The sequence below is a fragment of the Microbulbifer variabilis genome, assembly GCF_052467165.1.
This window is the reverse complement of the sequence record NZ_CP174301.1, coordinates 72,147-95,383: the sequence shown is the minus strand read 5'-3', so window position 1 is coordinate 95,383 and position 23,237 is coordinate 72,147. Positions and strand designations below refer to the sequence as shown.

The window sequence follows — 23,237 nt, the reverse complement described above, 5'->3', positions numbered from 1 at the left end:
ATAAGCTCAGGAAATTGGAGAGAGGGGCAGCCCTCTCTCTAACAGACCAACAATAATTTCAACTTTAGAAAAACCCTATTATTTAATACTTTGAATCTATATTTTTAACAGCCCCTTCCGATAGAATTTTTTTACTAACCAGCTGCAACAAAATCCCAATACATTTTTCCCGAATGGTGTCCCTAATAATACGAACTGCAGGTGTAATTGTTTGCCTGCCAGGGCAAACAAGCCATAATTCGGTAGACTTAGGTAAATAGTTGGCCATCAAAGGGACCACTTTTCCATCCAGTAAATCTGAAGACATATCCAGGCAGGATTTTATCGCCAGCCCCTTACCCGCTACACACCAGCGGCGAACCAAATCCCCATCATTGGAAGAGCAATTACCGCTCATTTGTACCTTGAATATCTTTTCTTTATGAGAAAATTCCCATTTATTATGAATGATCCCGTGTAATTGATAGAAAAGACCATTATGGCTAGTAAGATCCCGGGGATGCTTAGGGATACTCTGCCGATCCAAATAATTGGGAGCTGCACACAGTAAGCGCGGCACATCACAAATTTTGAAACCATAAAGGTTTGCATCCCCCGGTGGCCCATAACGCAGGGCGATATCCACAGGGTCACGATAAAAGTCCACTTGGCTATCGCTGATATTCACTTTCAAGTTTATCCCCGGGTGCCTGTCCTGAAATTCATCAAGCCAGGGCGAAACCAGATTACGCCCAAAATCCGAGGAAACACCAATGCGCAGGTCACCGCTAACTTCCGCACTGCCCTCCTTTAGATCTTGTTTGGCCAGATCAAGCATCAACAATGCTTCCTCACACTTCGGAATAAAGCGCTCTCCTGCGCCCGAAAGCCTCAGCTGCCGCGTCGTCCGAATAAACAAGTCTGCCCCCAGGGCATTCTCGACACGCTTAACTGCTGCGCTCGCCGTTGCCGTAAGCATATCGAGGCTTGCCGCAGCGGCAGTAATACTGCGAAATTCAGCTACTTTAAGTATGACTTTTAAGTCTTCAATCAGCATATTATCAATTATTTTTTGATAAAGATTCAAAGATTGTAGCGTTTTCAAAAAGTAAAGCTACTTCTAAAATACACTCACTTCATCAATACAGCCGTAGTAGTCCGAGGCAAAACAAGGCCTCTGAAGAGGTATTTGTATTGATATCAGGTAAAAACGATTGATAAAGATGGGGCTGCACTTAAGCAAGCAACCATTATAAACTTTTAATCAAGAGGATTTCGGAGCTACATCATGAGCAGACTAACAATAGTTGCCAATATTAAAGCCAAAGCTGATCAGGTTGACCTGGTAAAATCTGAGCTTTTAAAGCTGATCAATACCACACGAACAGAAGAAGGTTGTGTGAATTACAATTTACACCAGGATAACGACAATCCTGCTCATTTTCTTTTTTATGAAAACTGGCAAAGCCGCGATCTGTGGCAAACCCATATGAACAACACCCACTTACAGGAGTATATGGCTGCCACAAAAGGTGCTGTAGAAGAATTTACCCTGAATGAAATGACAGAAATAGATAATTAACAAAAAACTTCAGAATATATGGCACCGAGAATAACTTGGTGCCACTTTTACAATCTTTTATCTATACTCTTAGAGCAACTTTGAAGATTAACTCGTGCCAACTGATAGAGAGCCAATCATAATTAATTAGCTAATTACCAGATCACTTATTTCCTGCCACCCGCTTTACCTGATCACTAAATACAGCATGCTGTAACCCAATCGTTCCCAGGGCTTCAACCGGCAAGAAAACCTTGTTGTTGGATGCCGCCATCTTATCCAGGACCTCCAGGGTCCGATAGGAGAGATATTTGTCAGTCACTGACTTAGCCAATAAATCATTTACTTCTTTCTGTCCGATCGCCTTCTCGCGGGCAATAGCTCGATTCATTTTCTCTCGCTCCAAATCCCGCTCCATTTGTATCTTCTGGATCTCAAACTGAGCCTTCTCCTGCTCAATCAATTCACGTCGTTCTGCTGCTCGCTCCTTGGCTTGGGTAATCACTTTGGGAAACTGTACATCAGCAATACCTAGGCGTTTAACGACAATTGGAGTGCCCTCCAATGCTTTAGAGACTTCATTGAAAAGCTCGTGGCTGAGAGATTCCCGGCTGGAAGCGATCTCATTAATAGAGTACTTGGCTACAACTGCACGTATCACATCTCTAATTACCGGTTGGGCATAGGTACCATATACATGGTTAACTGAAATGTTGCCATTCACTGGTGGAATTCGATCAAAAACATGATCAATCGCTGCATTATTAATAGCCCCGGTCATGCGGATATCAAAGCTCATATTGAGTTGATCTTTGGGCATAAAAACCTTGAATTTTTCCACATGCCCAAAATCTGCAATTGTCATGGTGACAAGCCTGTCGCAGTAAAAAATGCAAATATCTAAGCGAAACTTGGAAGGGGGTACCACCTCTGGTTTATAACCATTCTTAGTAAGAATTTTACCCACATGTGCTGGAGGTACCTCAACTCGATCCGCGCATGCCGCCAGAAGCAGCAATGATGCTATTAGTCCCAGTACAGATAAGTAACGCATATTTATTCCAAAAACACATCAACAAAATAATTAAGATATTGCAATCAGATAAAAACAGCAAGACGCACTAGAAAACAAAAATATGATATTATCCATCAAAATAGAAATATGGGTCAGTCCCATTTTGATTTGGTACGCTATAAAATTACTGTTTACTTGGTGGGCAAATGCAGCTGGAATTTATCACTGCCACTTTTTTTAATCTTGGCATAAATCTGATCTACACCTTACTCGCGCTATTTATCGGCATTGCCGCGCTAATTACTATCGATAAGAAACTCTTGCGTACCGTAGATATAGAGGGTGAACTCAAGAATGGTAATATCGCTGTATCCATTTTCGCTTCTACAATTTTAATCTTTGTGGCCATCATCATCTCCTTTGGCCTGAAAGGGTAGGAGAAAGCTCCATGCGCAAGTGGATAGCTCCGCTATTGATTGTTTCAACACTGTTAATGTTGCCGGAGGTGTTACGCAATACAGTGCAGGGCCAGAAGATAAAAGGTGTTCCAGGTGAGCCACTTGCCTCTAATGGTAGAACTTATGGTGTAAATACCAGCCTTATTGAGGATCGCCAGTATGGGGTTGTAAAGGTTACTGGGACCAGCTACCCGCTGGCAGAAGAGACAATCCAGAAAGTAGTCGCCAGGCGAACACTGGAAGAAAGCGCCCATGTTTCCATTTGGAACTGGCAGGGACTCGAAGCGGTAACTGCATCAGCCAGGGGCCTGGATCAGCAACACCACTTTGCCAACAGTTACCTCGTGGGTTTTAAACCCTTTAAAACCCGACAACTATGGGTACCCCTGTATACGCTGGCTATGAATAAACAATACCAGTATGACCATCAACAATACGCCGGACTGTCTGATATCTGGCAGACATCCCGCCAGGCCTATTACCAGAAACGCGGAGACTGTGAAGACCATGCCATTTTACTCGCCGACTGGCTGATTGAATTGGGTGTGGATGCAAGGGTAGCGCTGGGTACCCACAATGGCCAGGGGCATGCCTGGGTGGTTGCCATCGTAGATGGCCAGGAGTATCTACTGGAGGCAACCAGCAAGCGCCGTCAGACCAGCTGGCAGGCAATGCCATTGGCTGCTTTGGCGGAAGGTTATGAAGTGGAATTTCAATTCAACCGCAACTTCTTCTGGGCAAAGAAAACCACAGCCCCCACCCGAAAATATCGCGGCAATCACTGGATCAGGAAATCTCAGTTTGTACGTAGTTGAGAAGTGAGAAATAAAAGCCCCCCAATGAGTATTGGGGGGCTTTTTCAAACACTTTTTTATTTCCCACTATCTCAATTAAATTGGCGAACCCGGTGGCATCGCCTTGATATCTTCAGCTTTTACTTCCAGCTCACCACGCATAAAAGCCTCGATACGTTTTGCCTGGAAATAGTAGTGGGCACTGTATCCTTGCGGATCCTCACCAAAGAGCTTTTTCTGACCCAGAGCCTGCTGAAAAGTGGCCAGCTCAAGCTGGGCCTTGGCTCGCACAGATTCGGCTGCTTTCCTGTCACTGGCAAGCAACATTAAGCGCTGTATATAGACATGGTTCACTCGCTGGTGAATAACTGCCTGCAGGCCCGAATACTGCTCACTCTGCAGTGCCATAGAAGTGAGCTGATTCAACACCTGTGTAAAGCCTGGAATTTCGCTGCTACGGGCGCTTTGCTGATTCATTCGCGCAGCCCGCTGAGGATCCATAAGAATTGAGAGGGTATGGCCAGCTGCCGCTTCACCGAGTGCCACCGTATCAAAGGCAACACCGGTATAAGAAGGGAAGCTCTCCGCAGTGCGCTCATAGCCATAAGATTTGGGCGGAATTAATTGTAATACCTGCTCCGGCAATGCCAGGAACTCAGGGGAGAGAGTCCCCAGTAAAGTATCAATAGCCTGCTGCTGACGCTCTGCCGGCACCAGGGTATAGCTATTTTGTTCAGCATCGTTATAGAGGTAATCGTAATCCAGGCCACCAATCAATTTACCCACGGCTTCTGCCTGATAGCGATGCCCGTAATAAACCGGCACCAGTGTTTCCTCCAGATCAGAGCGGGGAGCAGATTTCGGATTGGCTGCAGTAGAAAAGTTGTTCAGGGCATGGCGGCGCAACTCCACCATACGGTCAAACTCAACCAGTGGATCATTACCATTATCCCAAAGATGGGATACCGCATGCGCATTGTTGATTGCACGGGAATCCGGATCTGAAATAAAGCGCAATTTTTGCTCCTTCGCCTCTCGGATCACTGAATCCAGGAAATCCTGTTCATCTTTGCCAGTGCCATAACCATAGCGAACTGCCAGCTTATCCCAAACACCGATTCCAGTGGCATAAGCCTTATCCAAATCCATATCAGTGTGTACCAGAGACACCAATGGTGCCGGGTAGTCCATCACCGATGCACGCCCCTTAGTGCTGGCAGCAAAGTTGTGAGCCAAACCCAGCGTATGGCCAACCTCGTGGGCAGACAACTGACGTATACGCGCCAGAGCCATGGCCTTGAGGGCCTCCGTATCTGCAGATTCGCCGACATAGGGTTGCAGTAACCCCTGGGCTATCAGGAAGTCCTGGCGCACACGCAAAGAGCCCAGGGTGACATTGCCTTTGAGAATCTCTCCGCTACGAGGATCAAAAACCGAGTACCCATAAGACCAGCCTCGGGTAGAGCGGTGCACCCAATTGATGACGTTGTAGCGTACATCCAACGGATCTACATCCTCGGGCAAAATCTCGACCCGGAAAGCATCTTTATAGCCCGCCGCGGTAAAGGCCTGATTCCACCAGCTCGCACCTTCGACGAGAGCACTGCGCACGGGCTCTGGCACCCCCGAATCCACGTAGTACACAATCGGTTCGACTACCTCATTACTACCCGGCTTCTTCTCCAGGCGATGACGATAGATAAAGCGCTGGTCCAAGGGTTGGTCAATAGCGCTGGCGTAATCCCGATATGCAAAGGGAAAGTAGCCACTACGGCTATGGAATTGGCGAGGTTGGTATTTCTTGTCCGGCAATTCAATCAACGAAATATGTTGGCGCAGGGTTACCAGGGTTGGAGTTGGTACCACTTCGCGCAGATATTTACCTGGTTTGGCACCGGTAAAAGTCAGCTGCACTTCAAATTCGCTGTTTTTGGGAAAATTCTTTGTGCGCGGAAGGTAAACGGCGGACTTTGACTTATCCACAGAGTAATTACCCTGCTCAGCCTGCCGGAGGCGCACAGCAATACCATGCTGATCGCTCAGCAGGAAAGGGGTAAAGTCAATCAGAACACCATCACTGCCCTGTGCCATCACCTCAAAGCCCCACAGCACCGAGGAGGCAAAAGCCTCCTCCACTGCACGACGCTCGGCAGGATTACTAGAGGTGGCACGATAGCGGGCATTTAGCTGGTGCAGCAGCACCTTGTTGCCAACTCGCTGGAATTTTACCAGGCGGCTCTCGCCAATCTGGTTGCGATCCAGTCCTACCGGGTTCGAACCAAGCCCCTGGGCCAAGCCAGTGAGGAGTAAAAACTCGCGCTCAAACTCCTCCACTTGTAACAGTACACGACCAGTACTTACATCCCAATAGAAGTCATGATATCCACCGTATTTACGCATATCCGCTGTGTAATCGACAATATCCTTCGCCTGTACAGTTGTGCCACACAACACCAGATACAATGCCACCAAGAGCCTACCTAACGACATTTCCTACCCCCATTTTTATTGAATTTTATAGCGTGCCTCTGCGGCGACACAGCGGACACCTGGACCGCCGGCAAGGTTATCACTTAATTCCAAAGCGATAACTCCCAATATCGCTTGAAAATCAATCAGATAATTTTTTCAGCTTACCGCATCTGTTCCCCACAGAAGCAGCGTCAAAGGGTGAAAGGTTAAATAACAGAGGCACTTGATATGTGGAAACCGCTCGCAATCTCGGCTCTTATCGGTCTGGGCACAGCTGCCCAGGCGCATGACAAAATTGAAATCCATACCGATGACTGCAATGTATCACTGGACTACTCAGTAAGTGTCGGCCCAGATTTCTTTATAGTGACGCCGGAGGATGACGACCAGCAGCTGGTGTACTTCAACTCTCCAGATCGGCTTCTGGTGGATGGCAATCAAACCTCTCTCACTCCCCAGCAGCAACTCCTGATGCAGGAATACCGGCAACAGTTGCATGTGGCCGGGCGTGATACCCTGTTGATTACCCTGGAGGCGGTAGATATCGCCATGAATGGCTTATCCATCGCAATTACCGCCCTAGCAGGCCCAGATCACCCGGATACCCTGGAACTCCAGCAGTTTTCTGCAGACCTGTTGCAGCGTACCGAAGAGCGCTTAAACCGCGAAGGAGAAATATACCAGCTGGGAGCTTCCGAAATCGGAAATTTTGTCGACGAGACTATTTCAACGGAATTTGAACCTCGTATAGAACGATTGGCCAAGGAGTCCGCTGGAACCATTGCCTGGCATGCCCTGAAAGCGGTATTTACCGGGGGTCATAGCATCGAAGAACAAGTGACAAAAGACGCAGAACGAATGGTAGAACAGCGTGCAGATGTGATTGAGCACAAAGCAGAACAACTTTGCACGTCACTGGAGACTATCGATCAATTAGAGACAGAAATACATAAAGCTATCCCAGCTCTAAGTAACTACGATTTGGTGCAGACAAAATAAGCTCCATCCCCCAACTGGGCCGCTCTGCGGCCTTTTTTATCTATTACAAATCCTATCGATTGCCTTTTAAAGGAAAGCTAACCCTTATCAAGTGATAAAGCAATTGAAATTATATTTCAAAATATAACCCCAAAAGCCTCATAACCTTAGCCCAACTAATATTCTTGTTCTTTAGCTAGCGAATTTTCATTTCAAGAGGTGGTGAAAATTAGGGGTACTAAAGATATTTTAGCTAGCAAGGCTTTAAAACTGCAACAGTTACCAGTGTACGCTTTCTCGGCAGCTATTCTCAGCCATAGGGAAAAGTTAATGTAAGTAAAAAAGGGATTTTTTAGCCAAATACCAACTCGATTGAAAGCTTCAAAATCTTGCAAACGATTAAAGTGGGTTATGATAAGAAATCAGAAAGTCGAATATTCTGCAAATAGATACACATTGAATAATTCATTAGAATCAAAAATAGTTTCTTATACAACAAGCAGCCAATACCCTATAGTAAAGTAATTTTTATCCAGTAGAATTTATAAGAAAGTCTTGATTCAGGATTCCACAGTAAAAAGGCACAAACAATATTCGGCTAGTATAATTTCCAATCAATCATGAATTGAGAGCTTGAACTCGACCACATATTGGCTTCCCCCAGCTCTCAAATCAAATTATTTTTACTCTTTACTAATTTTAATTAGCACTTACATCTAAATAGGCGGGTAAGCCTTCTTGACCAGCATGGTCTATCGCAATAATTTTATATCGATAATTAGCACCCTGCTCCACATCAGAATCCTTATAGGATAATTGACGTGTTTTATCTATAAGCTCCTCGCCACGAAAGATCTTATAGTGAAGTACGCCACCATTTTTGATGGTTTCATTCCAGGATAATTTTACCTGCTTATCAGAAACTGTATATTTAAACCCTGTAACTTGAGCGGGCGGTGGATGGTTACCAAAAGTACAGGGTACTATATCCCTACCTAAGCCGTCGGTACATTGATCAACATACTTATCTCTCTTTTTCGAGGCATTCCAGTTTGTTGACTTTCCACCAGTACACATATTGTCAACACAGAAAGGAATATCATAATTAATACAGGTTCTACAAGTATCAAAACCATAGTTATCAGTGAAAGGTATCTCAGCCTGATTCAACGCAGGGAAATAATTACAGACTAAAACATGTGCGCCATCATTGTAGGCAGGGTTATTGGAGCCTATAACACTATCGCACTCTGCCACAGCACAGCCTACATAACGAGTTTCCCCATGACATACTTGGGCCCAATGCCCGCAGGTGTCATCGTGACATCGCATCGCATCCCAGTCATAAGCGTGGCTTTCAGCATACCAGGATTTAACTGATCCGCCCCAATGGTCAGCATCATATTGCGACGCTGGTGGGTTAGATATGTAAATTGAAACATTTTCTCCAATTGCAATATTACCAACAGGAAGAACGAAAGAAACTTCGTCTTTAACTTTCTCAAAAGCCTCTCGAATACCAGCAGCTCCATTTAAGTGACCAAAGTAACAAGCTGATGCTCTTTCTTTCGCCACTTTAGCCAAGGCATTATCCCAGAAAAGAGTCTGCATATTACCGGCGCTTTTGGGGGCATTGTCCCCCTCGCCGGCCTCACCCTTAGCACATCTCTCACGATACTCATTATGGGTATCCAGCATTACACGCTTCTGTTCCACTGAGAACTCAAAGGATCCATTGCCATTAGGATCAACAGTAACAACAGAAAAAACAACGGATTGTTCTGCACCATCAGTTAATGTGAAAGTGATGGTATCTGTGACTGCATCCCCCGCACTGAGACTATGTGCTTTGTCATTTAGGGTATATTCCCAGTCACCAACACCGGTAATCCTAAAATCACCGTAATTCCCAGCACTGCTACTCTCAACAAATCCCGGGGTATTGCCGTCGACATCTATGATTGTCAGAGTACCCTTGGCATCTGCACTGCTCCCCACGAGCAAAGTGGCAAGAGGGGATTCGGGGCTAAAAGTGTAAGCATCATCAGCACCTGTCACCTGAATAGTAATTAATGTAATGTCATCACCTGTTCCAACACCAACCATAAATTCATCAATTGCCAATTCATCAGCACTCAAGGGGTCAGCCAGGCCCGCATCCAGGGTATAGCTCCAGGTACCATCAAGAGAAACATCAAGCAGACCGTATTTTCCCCATTCATTAAGCTTTTCAAAAGTTTGCTCGGCATCAACACTATCAATCAACTTGCCAGAGGTAGAAGTCTCATTATCCTCGCTAACGCTACCTTCACCACCACTAATGGGATCGGGATCGGGATCGGGATCGGGATCGGGATCGGGATCGGGATCGGGCGTGCCGCCGCCATTACTACCAATGATGCCAGGATTATTATCTTTCTCACTATCAGAACCACCTCCGCCGCCCCCGCAGGCAGTCAAGAGAACGGACAAACAGATAGCTGTTATTAGCTTGAAGGAATCATTCATATCAGCCCCAATAACCTGTTGTATTTTTTAGAAAATTGGGGCGAATTATAGAGGGGCGTTTTCGGCATTCTGTGAAGCATGGCATATATTTTATAGCAGCCTAATCAGAAACCATCTGATCGTGCAGAAAGCTGTTTAATTAATGAAAATATAATTTTTTATTCATTTATTCTTATCAGGACTTGATTTTCAAAAAGCAAACAAAGCGCTCACCTTAAAGTTAACTACATGAATATTAAAAGCAATTTATACTCAAAAGATCAGATGTTTACTGGCCTCTATTAGATAAACAACCCAAATACGATTTCAATCTACCATCAAAATAAAAAATGAACTCAAGACAGGCATCCACTGAATTTTTAGTTGGTTTCTAATTCAACACAAATCATTGCAACCCTTTAATAAATTTAATTGCATCATCAGCACTGATTTTTGCATTTTCAACATGGGCCATATGCCCGATATTTTCATAAGTTATCAATTGGCTGCCAGGTATTTTGTCTGAAAAATAACGACCCACTTCCAAGGGAATAATTTGATCATCTGCGCCCCAAATGAATAGAGTGGGAGTTTTGATATTTTCAAGACCATTAAGCGGTTGAAAATTTACACTGGCATTAGCCACCAAATTAAGAGCTGTTCCCCGGTTTTTTTCATAACGGGAAAGTAGGTATATGCGCTCTACCAATGTCTCTGACAAAGCGTGCGGATCGTAAAACATCTTGGAGTGCAGTATTCTACGTATCAGACCACGGCTACCCAGATGTGAGACCAAGTGTCGCCCCCAGTGACTGATAACAAAACGAGCCATACCGGTTGGCATCTCCAGTCCCTTATCACACCTATAGCCTCCAGGCGACACAAGGATTGCAGCCTCAACAGTGTCTGGATGTTCGATCAGATAACGTAAAACACTATTGCCTCCGAACGAGTGACCAATCATCACGAACTTCTCGAGTTTCATTGCCTCGATAAATTCCGCAATAAAATCAGCAAAATGCTTTGGTGTATAAGTTCCGCCCGGAAGAGGGTCAGTCAAGCCGTGTCCGGGTAAGTCCACCAGAATTAAATGATAATCTTCAGAGAGAATCTTAACCCAATCATTCCAGGCACTAAGCGAATCCCCACCACCGTGAAAGCATAAAAGTACCGGATGTCCCTCTGGTCCTATTTCTCGATAATTTACTGAGAATCCATTTTCCAGTGATAACTGATTAAAGGAGTATTCGGATAACTCATTTCGGCTCAGGCTGGGACTAAAAAATGCCATCCAGACAAGCCAGATCAAAATCAACAGGAGTATCAGAACAAGCCAGAATATCATAGTTCGCTAGGGCCTCCCTGGCCCGCAACAGTGCAATCTATATACAGAAAAACCATGTCAGATGGAATGTCAAAAGGAGATTTTTAGTGCTATCTTAGTCATCTTAAATAAAGTCGTCTGCCCTGTATTTCATCTGGAGCCAAACATAATCTCCAAGGCCCCCAGATAACCTCAAATCCATATCGTGTTGATCTATTTCTACAGTTCCTATCTATAGCTATAGTTCTTTATATAAGAATAGACCGCAGGCTGGGATAAGCTTCCTTATCGCTTTGGGAGATCAGGCGAACTCCATTAGAAGTTCCATTTTGCGCCTATAGTCTCCCTGGTTACCTCGCGAATGGACTCCAGTGATAAGGCAATATCCCTCTTATTTATTGCCCATGAAGAGACACTAAGGCGCAGTGCCAATTTTCCCTGCCAGACTGTGGTGGCAAACCAACATACTCCCTCATCTTATATTCTTTGCACGATACGATGCATGTCGTCCTCACCTCCAATTGTGGCCACAACCTGATTCAAAACGACATCATTGAGCAGCTCATAACCCATTTCCATTAATCCTTGTGCCAAATGTTGAGCATAGGAACAGCAGCGCTCAACCAGATCTCCCACACGATTACTTCCCATCTCCCGGATCGCAGCCCAAACCTCAACACCGCGCGCACGGCGAAAAGATTCCGGTACCATATCCTTGGGCGGTGGTTCTGTACCAGCTTGTAAGTAAGGCGCCCGAGTTGTCATAACCCGGTTTACAGCCCCTGCATCACGACAAATTGCCACGCCACAATCGTATGGCGTGTTCAGCCACTTGTGACCATACACCGCCCATGAATCCGCCAGTTCGATATCGGCGGTCAAATTAGCTTTAGCAGGAGAAGCCGCCGCTCATAAAGCAAAAGCGCCATCCATATGTATCCAGGCTACAGCTTCACGAGAAGGACTGACTCACCTTTCACGAATTTTTGATAGATACTCTTCAGCACATTGAATTGCCTAAGATAAAGCATTTAGGGATTCTTGGTTATCAGTAGTTTTATTGCTATCCATACTATCGTCACACAGTATTTCAATAATTTTCTTCGGCTATTTTTAGCATACGAAGAAAAACTGCAATTGAGTACTTATATAATCCAGTACTTGTAGAAAAGGATGGGAACTTTAAAAAAGATAAGAGTGGACAGAAAAGCTAAAGATAATTTTTGCAGACAAAGTCCCAGGTTTGCTCATAAAGTAACTGATGACCGCTGGGGTTTGCGTGAAGACCATCCTCAGAAAGTAGCTTATACAGTGGCCTGTTACGCCATAATTTATCGAAATCCAATATTGGAATCATTTCTATAGCCGCCACTTCTCTCACAACCTGAGTATAAAGCTTGGCATCAGATCTAAAAAAATAGCTATCACTATTGTGAAAGGGCGTAGTCCGGAGTTCATCAAACGGAATACCGGTCATTACAAAGGTTGGAGCGATCATTTTGGAGGTTTGCAAAAGCTGCAACATAGCTTGGCGATATGAGTCCAGAGCTACGGCAGTCTCTTCCATTACTCCTCCTACCCGGCAGATATCATTGAACCCGGGATATATTCCAATTAAATGGGGCCTCCTCAGAGGCAGCTCGTGGGAAGCCCTAACAATAAGCGAGGCCACCGCCTCACCAAACACACCGAGAGAATAAACAAGATTCTTGGGGTTTAAATCTTCAAAGCGAAGGCGAAATCTCTGTACAAAACCACCCAGTTCTGAATCTCCTCTTCCATAGACAGAACTGGAACCAATAAAGATAATTTTTCTAGGTATCTTTCTCGCCATATAAGCCACAAAACTGACTCTATGTTTTAATTTGTTGTCCGCATCACATAATGCTCCAGAATTACTCTGTGGGCACATTTAGCATATGAAAAGATAATGTCAAAACGCAAAGAAACCAAGAGTATGAAAACACCGAAAAAACAATCATATGCTTTGAGCTATATGATATGAATTTTAAGTGATTGAGAAAAATGATATCAATGGAAAAAGAGGCCCCATACTTAATACATTTAAATGGTGATGAAGTTCTATTTAAATGTCACACTTAGTTGAGGGCCTTTAATATCAGATACGTACCGTCCAGAACAGGCGGATTACATTGGCTGAAAAGCTATAGGCAGGTTCACTTCCCGGAGTAATAGCCGTACTATCACCATGCACCGTAACATCGAGGAAATCCTCGTAGTCAAACAGGATATGATCCCAATATAAGTTTATAGTATTCCTGCGATTTAGCAGGGACCAGCGTTGTGGCAATTCATAAGATACACCTACGCCTAGTGCTAGCGTGGTATAGTTACTCAATTCTTTGTCACGTGCTCGGAAATTGGTAGCATTCGAATAGGGAAACAAGTCGCTATAAAAATCAGCGCTGGTTTGCTGGTAATAGCGTATCTTACCTTCAAGGATCCATTCATCCTGCTCTTCCAGCGGGTGAGTGTAACGAAACTCGACATTATCCGCAGTTATTCCCCAGCTATCCGCATAACGGCGATACTCACCTTTTATTGATGCACGGTAAGGTAATCGATATTTTAACCTAATAGCTGCCGCATCACTATTTCTGGTCCTTGGATAGTTTTCAGGTTGATAACTAAATCCCTGTGAAACTGTTGGATCAAGAAAACGCACCGTTCTGTAAGGATTATTAAGATAACCTTCATCGGTGACCGTCTCTACGCTTAATTCAGCAATTAATTTTTGTGTAAGAATCTGATTCCAGCTCACCCCATAGCGACGGTGTTGGGCTTCATCAGAAAAATACTCATCATCATTGCGAAATACTTCATCACTACCATAGCTGACACGCAGATCAATAGTACTCAAGTCTCCAAAGAATCCCTGACTAATACCAAAGCCAACTGTTTGCGCCTCATAATCACTCTCCGAGCTATTGGTATAGCCGAAATTAATGGTGGTTTTATCCACCAAATAGTCCACCCCGAGAGAGTACTGATCACGCCTTTCAGTATATTCACTAGCAGTTGCCTCAACATCAATTGAGGCCCCGGAAATCATATCCACATAGTAATTTGCGGAAAAGGAGACATTGTTGCCAATATTTTTACGAATCAACACCGAGGGGCCATCTATGGTAACCCCCCCGCCACTATAGGCATGATACAGGTTATCAGCTCGCTCCTCAGGTAACACAGCAGCAGAAGCATAAACGGGGAAAATTAACCCTAAAGCAAGGCAATAACGCAACAATTTAGTTACAACCACATCCGCCTCCACTACCACCTTCCGCTCCCCTAGCCGCTTCCCGGGCTTCATACACATGGTTCATGTAGCTGGCGGCAACTGGATCTCTCTCAAAACCCATAATTGGATCCGCCAGGTACTGACGCTCGTAAGGAGCCACCCAGGGCGTTACTGTGCAACCACTGAATAGCGATACCGCCAACAGCGGCAACAAGTAGCGCAACATGATATTACTCCCGGATTAATTCCTTAATGATTTTCTTATATGCCGCTTCATCGCCATCACGATAGCCTTTATGGATATGACGAACATTCCCATCTCGATCTATAAAAACCGTGCTCGGCATAGCGTCAATACCATACATTTTGCTCACCTCACTGGTACTATCGAATAAAATGGGGAAATCCACCGGTATTTTTCCCAATAACTTCTCTGCATCAGATCGGTGTGCATCCACATTTACACCCCAGACTTGGAATCCAGCCGCGGAATAACGCTCGTGCAACTGGTCCAGCAAAGGCATCTCCTGACGGCAGGGCCCACACCAGGATGCCCAGAAATTCAGCATAATCACCTCACCACGCTGCTCCGCCAAACGCAGGTTCGCACCTTGATTAGAAGCTAAAGTAAAGTCTTTAGAAGGCTCAGAAGCACTGGCGCCTGTCGAAAATACAAGCAGCGCAAATACAGCAACAATTCGTAACATATAAAAAATCCTTATTGTTAATTTTTAAAACAATCAGAAAAATACAGTAAGTCCCAATTGGGTAGACAGGTTATGAGTAGTTTGCGCCTCACCAAATAATTCGTGTTCAAATACGTGATCACGCACATCAAAGCGTAATGCCAACCAATCATTTGCCAATAAGCGCACTCCGGCACCGAAGTTATAAGTAAAGTGCTCTTCATCGGCAAAAGAGGTATTACCGGCACCACTCACCAGATAAAAATCAGTATTAAATGCCCAGTCATCAGAAATAAAGTATTCCCCTTGAAAAATATTCCAACCTAAAGAAAAGTTGTAATAGCTCAGCTCCCGTTGTTCATCGGTCAACAAAGGAGCGGCACCACTTAAACGCTCAAAGCTGGATTCACCCAACTCAGTCTGCGCATAAGTGCCCTCCATAAAGAAATCTTCAGTAATATGGTAAGAAACTGACGTGCCATAGAGGGCATTGGAGCCAAAATCTTCTACATTGATAACCCCGGCAAAGACACCCAGTTCAATATTCTCACTGTCTATCAGTGCATCACGTACCTCGCGACGCTCCAAATCTGGAGAGACAATATCTGTTATAACTTCCTCACCTTGTTGGGCAACACAGGCATGAGCACTGAATAGTGCGGATAGGGTTGCTGTGCCTACAGATATACGTCGAAACCAAGTTTCCACTCGACTATCTCCTGATTATTTTCCCGCGAGGTGAGCAGGTAGTGATTCGTGTATTCCGCCTTAACGGCAAAGCGGCGCGATAGATAAGTTTTTATCCCTATGCCCGCCAGCATTACTGTGTCCTGGCGATCTTCAGTTGCGATAATAGTTGCGTTGGGTGATGTGATATTCAGGCCGGCACCAAGCAAAAAATAAGGAGATAGTCGCCAGCGTGGGAACGGCTGGTGTAGTACTGCCATTTGATACACTTGGCTATCAGAAAATTTACCAACTGCTTGAGTAGCACGCAATTCAGTAGCCAAATTAGAGGTAAACTGGTAGCCGAGTGTTGTTCCCAAGGAGTTGGCACCTGCAAAATCGCCGTAGGAAAAACCCAAATAAAAGTAACCCGCTTCCACATCCCTGAAATCTGGCAGGGGAACCCGTACCAACTCACCCTCCTCACCATAAATTTCCTGCAGATCCGCAACTCGTACCCAACCGGTTTTATTGCGCGACGCCACTACTTTTACCCAGTCGGTACGGCGCTTAAGCAGCCAGATTTTTTCACCATATTCAGCTACATGAAAAATCGGATAGCCTCGGCCAGGCCCTCGATAAATATTGATAAACGCATTACCAACGGTAACCCGTTCAGCGTCATCAGGTATATCGCCCATCACATCAATAGCAACGGGAATTATCGGCTCCGGGTTTTCTTCTTCTGCCGGGAATTCCTCAGGCACCTTTCCCGAAGATATTTCCACCTCCACACCCTCGACCACTTGCGCCACTTCACTCCCTTCTGCAAACGCGAAAATTGAAAGTAAGTTGGCTCCCAATAGTAGAGAGAAAATAAAAAAGTATTTCTTAATAATGGACATGGATCAGTCAGCCGGTGCAGCAAAAGGATCGTTATAGTACTGAGCGCCGATATCCAACCATTCAGCAATCAGGCGTAATTCTGCCGGCTGCAAGTAACCTGCGTGCGCCCCCCCGGAGGAGAACACTGTGAAAAACGTACTTTCTGCTGCAGTATCAGCCAGAACTGAAGTACTTGTTACAACGACCATCACCGGAATAGGATCACCATTGGCATCAAGTATTAAATTGCCATCTTCATCAGTTTCAAATACCGGATTACCCTGATTATCCGTCTCCTGTCTCAGCCGCGGAGTTAAAATTCCATCGACAAGATCCAAGATAGGACTATCAACCAGCAGTTCGGCATAGGAGGTAAACCAAGCATCGTTCACAATGGATGCACTGGCGGTCAGATCCAGTTGCGCAGCAGGAACTCGCGTAGCGCCAGCGGCATCTACTGGTGAGTGACAGGCAGTACAGGTGTTATCACTAATCACCGTGCCGACATTATCTACAACTTGGCGTGGCAGCTCCCAGATTGGCTGGATATGCTGTTCGTAGTGAATAACACTACGACAACTGCTATCCCAATTATCCAGGCAGGCCAGCGGTGCAGGGATTTCAGTCAATAAATCAGCGTAAGCCAGAGAAACATCAGTATCTTTGGCACGAACTGCTGGATCGGTCCACACGTCAGAAAACTGTACGTCTCCCGTTAATCCAGCCTCTCCAATAACCCGAGCCAATAACTGCGCCATGGTTTCACCCATTTCCGCTTGTAGCGCAGGCTCAGTATTAGCGAAAGGCGCCGCAGAGGTTGGTGCCCCACTCCAGGCAGATTCCAGCTGCATATCCACGCGACCATGAGCATTTTCACTCTCACTGGTATGGCAGCCCACACAGCTGCGTACCTCACCGGACCGTAACTGCAACCAGTTATTGTGCTGCTCAAAAATTCTCCTGCCCTCGGCATCTACCACTGAAATTGCAAAGGGAATATCGGCAGGTATTTTGACTCGTACCGAACCATCCGGTTGGATAGGCGTATACCCCAGGATTTCGCGCATACCCTGGCTACGGTTACGACCAAATGCCGAGCCATCAAAATCCAGAATGTCATCATCTGGAATCGCTACAGCTTTTACAATACGCAGGAAACGCGCGGGACGTTCATCAGCGCTGGTCAAAGCCGGATCAGCGAGCACTTCTATTCCGGCTATATCCTCACCATCAAAATCGTAGACGCTACGGATATCCAAAATACCCGCAGATTCCTGCACCAGATCGCCATCCACATCCACCCCGGGAATTGGGTCAGGAATATAAGCTGGCTCTGTACGGGGCTCCAGAGTCACCCCCTCGGAGATCATTATGCCTTCTTCTGCGACAATAATTGGCAATTGGGTACCGGCCTCATAATCATAGATCCACAAGCCGTAAAGAGGATCAGCTAATACCAGCTCCTCTTCACCCTCCAAACTTTCCGGACAAGGACGCAGCAGCTCCGTCTCTTCCTCCACAATGCGACATTCGCTCCAAGATACCAACAGTCTGCTGGTACCATCGTAGAAAGGCCAAGCTGTGGAGAATGTGCCATGAGGAGAGAGTGTCCCATCAGTAACAACCTCAGCAAATGAGACAGAGGACTGACCAACCAGCTCACCCTCACCACCGGCTTCACTGTAGGCTTCGCTGTAATTTACCCCATCGATAGCTACCAGATCGCCACCGTAACTTATTCCTGTGGGCGAACGCAGGTTTACCAGTAAACGTCCATCTGGCATCTCACGCGGCCTGGAGAAAGTGGCAGTAGAATTTTCGGTGCCGGTTTCCTGGCTGTGATAACCATAATGGAAAGACAGATCACTACCATCTGGTTTAATGGTATAGAGACTTAAACGGTCTACACCGGCGGCATTATCCCAGCGATTAAACAGGATACGCCCATTGTTCAGTACTGTGGGATTAAGATCGTGGCTTTGATTGAAAGAGATCTGACGAATATCACTGCCATCTGCCTCCATCACATGTAAAACAAAAGCAGGCTCATCCTGATCATCTGTCAAAGCAGAAAATTGCGGCTTGTTATCATCCAATAACAAAGCGCGGGCACGACGTTGGCGACTAGATGAAAATACAATACGCCCATCTGGCAGAAAAGCCGGGGCAACATCCTGCCCTTCCTCAGCAATAAGGTCGGACTGTATGACTCTTTTCAGCTCTTTGGTCTCAAGGTCATATAACCAAATATTCCAGGTGGGCTGCTCATCGTCATCAACATTCTCCAATTCAGGTGCGCGCATTGCGAATATCAGGCGCTGCCCATCGGCGGAGGTATTCAAATCTTTAACATCGTAATCGCCGATAAAAATCTCTGCGGTAATTACCGTCTCAGCAGCACTCGCTGTAGCGCGATCCTTCAGAACCAGCTCAGCACCGGGGAAAAAATCCTGGGGTTGGTATACGCTGTCTGGCTCCAGAGCCCCTTCATCATCCTTATTAAGTTGACGACGCACAAAGGCAATAGGGTAATCCACCACTACTGGATCTTCCGCCTGTTCTCCACCACTTGAGGAGTTGCCACCACCACTACAAGCGGCCACGAACAGCAATAGTGGCACTGCACGCAAAAATTTCATTATTTTTTATCCACCCGGCATAGGCACCAGCAATATGCCGGTAATATTTGCTGAAGGCCCTACATTATTTTGTGTGCGGTTTTTACCGCTAAGGGTAATTCTCGCAAGTTGCGCACAAAAAGTTTGCCAACTGGGACGCAAATATTGAAAGTCATTCTGACAGTGTTGAAATTCGCTTTTAGTATGCCTTGCTATACCCCACTGACCCCATCAATAAAATAATCCAATGAAAAATAATTCGTCTCGAGCGCATGTGATCCAGCTCACAGTGGTAGGCGCAATAATCGGGGCCGGCCTTTGGAGTGGCTCCGCTCTCGCTGCTTCCCAGGATCAGGCCCTACAAATTCACAGCCGTATCACCGGCACAATTCCCTCTGAAAGTGTATTACTGGATATGGCTGAGGATATTGCTAATGGCAATCCTACTAGCGCTGCCTATACAGCCATGCAACACGAAGATTTTTACAATGTGACCCTGAAAAATCTCGCCACACCCTGGACTAACGAAGAGCAGGATGTGTTTGCGCCATTAAACGATTACAGCGCAACCGTTATCGGTATGGTGCGGGACGATATGGATTTTCGCCAATTGTTGTCGGCAAATATCCTGTATACCGGGAATGTTTCCGGACTGCCGGGTTACAGCACCAGTAATAACGATCACTATGAAGCTCTTGAAGCTGGAGGTTATTCCCTAAAAGATAATCTCGCACAACAGAGCCAGTCTTCTCTCAATGGACTTCCTGCCGATGCCACCGCAGGGGTGATCACAAGTCGCGCCGCAGCAAAAGCCTTTTTTAGTGCTGGCACCAACCGCGCCATGTTCCGTTTTACCATGCTCAACCACATGTGTCGGGATATGGAGCAGGTGCAAGACAGCACACGTCCACCAGATCGGGTTCGCCAGGATGTGAGTCGCAGCCCCGGAGGTGACAGTCGGGTATTCCAGAACAACTGCGTTAGCTGTCACAGCGGAATGGACCCTATGGCCCAAGCGTTCGCCTACTACGATTATGTCTACGATGCGGACAATGATCCGGAGGGGGATAACGGAGCACTCGACTACAACACCGCAGGGGATACAGATCCCGAAACCGGCAGTCGTGTGAAAGCCAAAAACCATATTAATGCAGCAAACTTTCCCCACGGATACCAGCTTCCCGACGATCGCTGGGACAACTATTGGCGTGAGGGGCCCAATCTTCACCTTGGGTGGAGTAGCGCCCTCCCCGGTAGCGGTAACGGAGCAAAATCTCTCGGTGAGGAGTTGGCCAACAGCCGTGCTTTCGCCACCTGCCAAGTCACCAAAGTTTTTCGCCAGGTGTGCTTACGTGAGCCCGAAGATGCCAGTGATCGCGCACGCATAGAATCCATCACTGACGATTTCAGCAGCTCCGGTTACAAACTGAAGCAGGTGTACGCCGATGCTGCAGTTTATTGCGCGGGGGACTAATAACAATGAAAACTTTAAAGAGCCTGCAAATATCAACCCTTTTATACACAGCGGCATTTGTTGTCGCTTGTAGTGGCGGCAGTGGCCAGGACACAGAGGAACAGCCAAATACCAACCAGTCCGATAATGGCGTCAACTATTCAGGGCCAGCACCTGAAACTGATGACGTCAATCAGTACAAGCGCTATATCTGGGATAACCTGGTCGCACAGAATCGCTGTGGTAGTTGCCATATTGAAGGTGCACAGAGCCCTCATTTCGTACGCGGTGACGATATTAATGCAGCCTACGATGACGGGCGCGAACTGGTAAACCTAAGCCTACCGGAAGAGTCGCGCCTGGTGACCAAAGTGGGCGGCGGACACAACTGTTGGCTTTCCAGCGACGACGCCTGCGCTGAAATTATTACCAATTATATTGAAGAGTGGGCCCAAGCCAGCGGCGGCCTCAGTAATACAGTCACACTAACCCCTCCTATAGAACGCGATGTGGGCGCGAGCAAGAGCTTCCCGGTCTCAAGTAGTAACTTCGGTACTACCGTTTACCCGGTATTACGTAACTACTGTGCCAGCTGCCACAGTGAGGATGCCGCACTCGCACAAAAACCTTACTTTGCCAGCTCCGATGTCGACCTCGCCTATGAGTCAGCAAAGAGCAAGATGAATCTGGATACCCCTGCGGATTCACGCTTCTCCGTGCGCCTGGGAAGTGAATTCCACAATTGCTGGGATGACTGCTCCGATAACGAAGCGGAAATGACTGCAGCCATCCAAGCCTTTGCGGACAGCATCGCACCTACCCAGGTAAACCAGGACTGGGTTATCAGTAAGGCTCTGCGCCTCACCGATGGCATTGTCGCCAGCAGTGGTGGACGCGTGGAAAATAATGCGATTGCCCTGTACGAATTTAAAACCGGCAGCGGCACTACGGCCTATGACACCTCCGGCGTAAACCCGGCTATTGATTTAGCTCTTTCAGGCGATGTGGAGTGGATTGAGTCCTGGGGTTTGCAGCTGAAAGGTGGTAAAGCCCAGGGGGCGACAGCGACCAGCCGCAAGTTATACGAAACCCTCACCGCCACCGGCGAATATTCCATTGAGGTTTGGGCCGCACCGGCCAATGTAACCCAGGAAGGTCCCGCACGTCTGGTGACCTATTCCGGCGGTGACGATATTCGCAACTTCACCCTAGGCCAGGCGCAGTACAGTTACACATTCCAGAACCGCAGCGACAGTACCGATGCGGACGGTATGCCAGCTCTGATGACTGATGATGCCGACCAGCAAGTACAGGCGAGTTTGCAGCACGTGGTCGCCACTTTTGACCCGATCAACGGCCGCAAACTCTTTGTAAACGGCGCTGATACCGGGGAGATGGACCCCACCGAAGCGGGACTCTTGAGCACTTGGGACGACACCTTTGCCCTAGCTGTTGGTAGTGAAGTAAGTAACGGAAATAGCTGGCAGGGCTCTATACGCATGCTGGCAATTCACTCTCGCGCGCTCTCTGCCGAGGACGTTGCCACCAACTATGAAGTAGGTGTGGGAGAGAAATACTTCCTGTTATTTAAAGTTGAAGAGCACACCGGCATCGCCGAGAGCTACGTGATGTTTACCGTTCAGCAGTTCGATAACTACGCCTATCTGTTCAGTGAACCTACTTTTATCAGCCTGGACGAAAGCGTAGATCCGAAAGGTATCGCTATCGAAGGCATGCGTATTGGTATTAATGGTCGCGAAGCGGAAGTGGGCCAGTCCTGGGCCGAGTTCTCCACAGAAATTGATGATAGCTATGTACCGCTCCAAGGCCAGCAACTGTCCAGATTGGGCACCATTATCACCCTTGATAAAGGCCCACTATCGGACGAGTTCTTTCTCACTTTTGAGCGTATCGGCAACGCCAGCTTTACTCGTGTAGAGCCCACCCCTGCAGCGCCACCGGAACCGGCAGACCTCGAGGCTCAACCACGTATTGGCCTGCGCCGCTTCGAGCAGATTAATGCCAGCCTGTCTCGCGCTACCGGTATTTCCAGCGCCCACCCGGATGTGATGGAAACCTGGGAAACCGTGAAGCGCCAGCTTCCAGTCTCCAGTGACATCACCGGATTCCTGGCGGCTCAGCAAATGGGTATCACCCAGCTTGCTGTGAAGTACTGCAGCACCCTGGTGGATTCCAATGAGCGCAGCAGCTATTTCCCTGGTTTTGATTTTAGCGCTTCCGCTGGTACTGCTTTCGACAGCGCCGACAAACGAGCACTGGTGATTAATCCATTAATGGAGAGCCTGCTGGGCCACGAAATGAACTGGCACGACGGCAGCCACTCACAGCTGTCTAGCGCACCAGATCTAAGCACCGTGGAAGCGGAATTAAACAGCCTGATCAACACCATGACCGCCTGTGGCAATGGATGTGAAGCGGGGCGGACCGAGACCACGGTCAAGGCCGTATGCGCAGCCGCCATGGGCAGCGCCATGATCCTGATTCACTGATTAAAAAAACGGGCTGTCGCCCAGGTACGGTTTTAAACGCTGTACCTGGGAGGATCAATCACAGCCTAGACCAGATTGTCGAAAGAGAATTT

The 23,237-nt window shown here is 46.9% G+C and carries 18 protein-coding genes and 1 pseudogene; 6 read left to right on the top strand and 13 right to left on the bottom strand.

From position 1 onward, the window contains the following. Nucleotides 1–82: 82 nt before the first annotated feature. Complete coding sequence (locus tag ACJJIP_RS00435; RefSeq protein ID WP_444946001.1) at nt 83–1,036, bottom strand: LysR family transcriptional regulator; 954 nt, start codon at nt 1,034–1,036, stop codon at nt 83–85. Nucleotides 1,037–1,267: 231 nt separating this feature from the next. Between ACJJIP_RS00435 and ACJJIP_RS00430 the strand changes: the two genes are divergently transcribed. Further along, nucleotides 1,268–1,561 (top strand): putative quinol monooxygenase, encoded by a 294-nt coding sequence (locus ACJJIP_RS00430; protein ID WP_020414184.1) that lies wholly within the window; start codon nt 1,268–1,270, stop codon nt 1,559–1,561. Between the two features lie 142 nt (nt 1,562–1,703). Here ACJJIP_RS00430 and ACJJIP_RS00425 read toward each other — a convergent pair whose 3' ends face one another. Further along, the gene (locus tag ACJJIP_RS00425; RefSeq protein ID WP_282952205.1) at nt 1,704–2,405 is read right to left on the bottom strand and encodes an SPFH domain-containing protein; all 702 of its coding nucleotides are present in this window, start codon (nt 2,403–2,405) and stop codon (nt 1,704–1,706) included. Nucleotides 2,406–2,761: 356 nt separating this feature from the next. Here ACJJIP_RS00425 and ACJJIP_RS00420 point away from each other — a divergent pair, with 356 nt between their 5' ends. Together ACJJIP_RS00420 and ACJJIP_RS00415 are read left to right on the top strand one after the other, a co-directional pair. Then, nucleotides 2,762–2,992: a DUF350 domain-containing protein gene (locus ACJJIP_RS00420; protein ID WP_143730198.1), complete on the top strand. Its 231-nt coding sequence runs from the start codon at nt 2,762–2,764 to the stop codon at nt 2,990–2,992. Nucleotides 2,993–3,003: 11 nt separating this feature from the next. After that, nucleotides 3,004–3,828 (top strand): transglutaminase domain-containing protein, encoded by an 825-nt coding sequence (locus ACJJIP_RS00415; protein ID WP_020414181.1) that lies wholly within the window; start codon nt 3,004–3,006, stop codon nt 3,826–3,828. Between the two features lie 75 nt (nt 3,829–3,903). Here the strand turns inward: ACJJIP_RS00415 and ACJJIP_RS00410 are convergent, their stop codons facing one another. Continuing rightward, nucleotides 3,904–6,297 (bottom strand): zinc-dependent metalloprotease, encoded by a 2,394-nt coding sequence (locus ACJJIP_RS00410; RefSeq protein WP_444946000.1) that lies wholly within the window; start codon nt 6,295–6,297, stop codon nt 3,904–3,906. Between the two features lie 210 nt (nt 6,298–6,507). On the opposite strand from ACJJIP_RS00410, the gene ACJJIP_RS00405 reads away from it, so the two are divergent. Next, nucleotides 6,508–7,278, top strand: coding sequence for a DUF2884 family protein (locus ACJJIP_RS00405; protein ID WP_282952203.1), 771 nt, complete (start codon nt 6,508–6,510; stop codon nt 7,276–7,278). A gap of 678 nt (nt 7,279–7,956) precedes the next feature. On the opposite strand, the gene ACJJIP_RS00400 is transcribed toward ACJJIP_RS00405, so the two are convergent. From ACJJIP_RS00400 to ACJJIP_RS00355, 10 genes and pseudogenes are all read right to left on the bottom strand, one after another. Next, nucleotides 7,957–9,765, bottom strand: a complete 1,809-nt coding sequence (locus ACJJIP_RS00400) for a VCBS domain-containing protein (RefSeq protein WP_444945999.1) — start codon at nt 9,763–9,765, stop codon at nt 7,957–7,959. A gap of 385 nt (nt 9,766–10,150) precedes the next feature. After that, nucleotides 10,151–11,035, bottom strand: a complete 885-nt coding sequence (locus ACJJIP_RS00395; protein ID WP_444945998.1) for an alpha/beta fold hydrolase — start codon at nt 11,033–11,035, stop codon at nt 10,151–10,153. Nucleotides 11,036–11,545: 510 nt separating this feature from the next. After that, a pseudogene (locus ACJJIP_RS00390) lies at nt 11,546–11,956 on the bottom strand (pyridoxal-dependent decarboxylase); the annotation flags it as partial. A 322-nt stretch (nt 11,957–12,278) separates the two neighbouring features. After that, complete coding sequence (locus ACJJIP_RS00385; protein ID WP_444945997.1) at nt 12,279–12,902, bottom strand: GDSL-type esterase/lipase family protein; 624 nt, start codon at nt 12,900–12,902, stop codon at nt 12,279–12,281. A 285-nt stretch (nt 12,903–13,187) separates the two neighbouring features. Further along, nucleotides 13,188–14,348 carry a DUF3570 domain-containing protein gene (locus ACJJIP_RS00380; RefSeq protein ID WP_353375500.1) on the bottom strand — a complete coding sequence of 387 codons (1,161 nt, stop codon included), beginning with the start codon at nt 14,346–14,348 and terminating at the stop codon, nt 13,188–13,190. Then, complete coding sequence (locus ACJJIP_RS00375) at nt 14,335–14,553, bottom strand: DUF4266 domain-containing protein (RefSeq protein WP_020414172.1); 219 nt, start codon at nt 14,551–14,553, stop codon at nt 14,335–14,337. The genes ACJJIP_RS00380 and ACJJIP_RS00375 overlap by 14 nt, the downstream gene beginning before the upstream one ends. Nucleotides 14,554–14,557: 4 nt before the next feature. Next, nucleotides 14,558–15,034, bottom strand: coding sequence for a TlpA family protein disulfide reductase (locus tag ACJJIP_RS00370; protein ID WP_020414171.1), 477 nt, complete (start codon nt 15,032–15,034; stop codon nt 14,558–14,560). A gap of 33 nt (nt 15,035–15,067) precedes the next feature. Next, nucleotides 15,068–15,721, bottom strand: a complete 654-nt coding sequence (locus ACJJIP_RS00365) for an outer membrane beta-barrel domain-containing protein (protein ID WP_020414170.1) — start codon at nt 15,719–15,721, stop codon at nt 15,068–15,070. After that, nucleotides 15,691–16,584 carry an outer membrane beta-barrel protein gene (locus tag ACJJIP_RS00360; RefSeq protein WP_444945996.1) on the bottom strand — a complete coding sequence of 298 codons (894 nt, stop codon included), beginning with the start codon at nt 16,582–16,584 and terminating at the stop codon, nt 15,691–15,693. The genes ACJJIP_RS00365 and ACJJIP_RS00360 overlap by 31 nt, the downstream gene beginning before the upstream one ends. Before the next feature lie 3 nt (nt 16,585–16,587). Beyond that, nucleotides 16,588–19,203 (bottom strand): HzsA-related protein, encoded by a 2,616-nt coding sequence (locus tag ACJJIP_RS00355; RefSeq protein ID WP_444945995.1) that lies wholly within the window; start codon nt 19,201–19,203, stop codon nt 16,588–16,590. A 226-nt stretch (nt 19,204–19,429) separates the two neighbouring features. Here ACJJIP_RS00355 and ACJJIP_RS00350 point away from each other — a divergent pair, with 226 nt between their 5' ends. Together ACJJIP_RS00350 and ACJJIP_RS00345 are read left to right on the top strand one after the other, a co-directional pair. Continuing rightward, nucleotides 19,430–20,656, top strand: coding sequence for a hypothetical protein (locus ACJJIP_RS00350; protein WP_051089521.1), 1,227 nt, complete (start codon nt 19,430–19,432; stop codon nt 20,654–20,656). Nucleotides 20,657–20,661: 5 nt separating this feature from the next. Further along, nucleotides 20,662–23,145, top strand: a complete 2,484-nt coding sequence (locus ACJJIP_RS00345; protein WP_020414166.1) for a LamG domain-containing protein — start codon at nt 20,662–20,664, stop codon at nt 23,143–23,145. Nucleotides 23,146–23,237 lie beyond the last annotated feature (92 nt).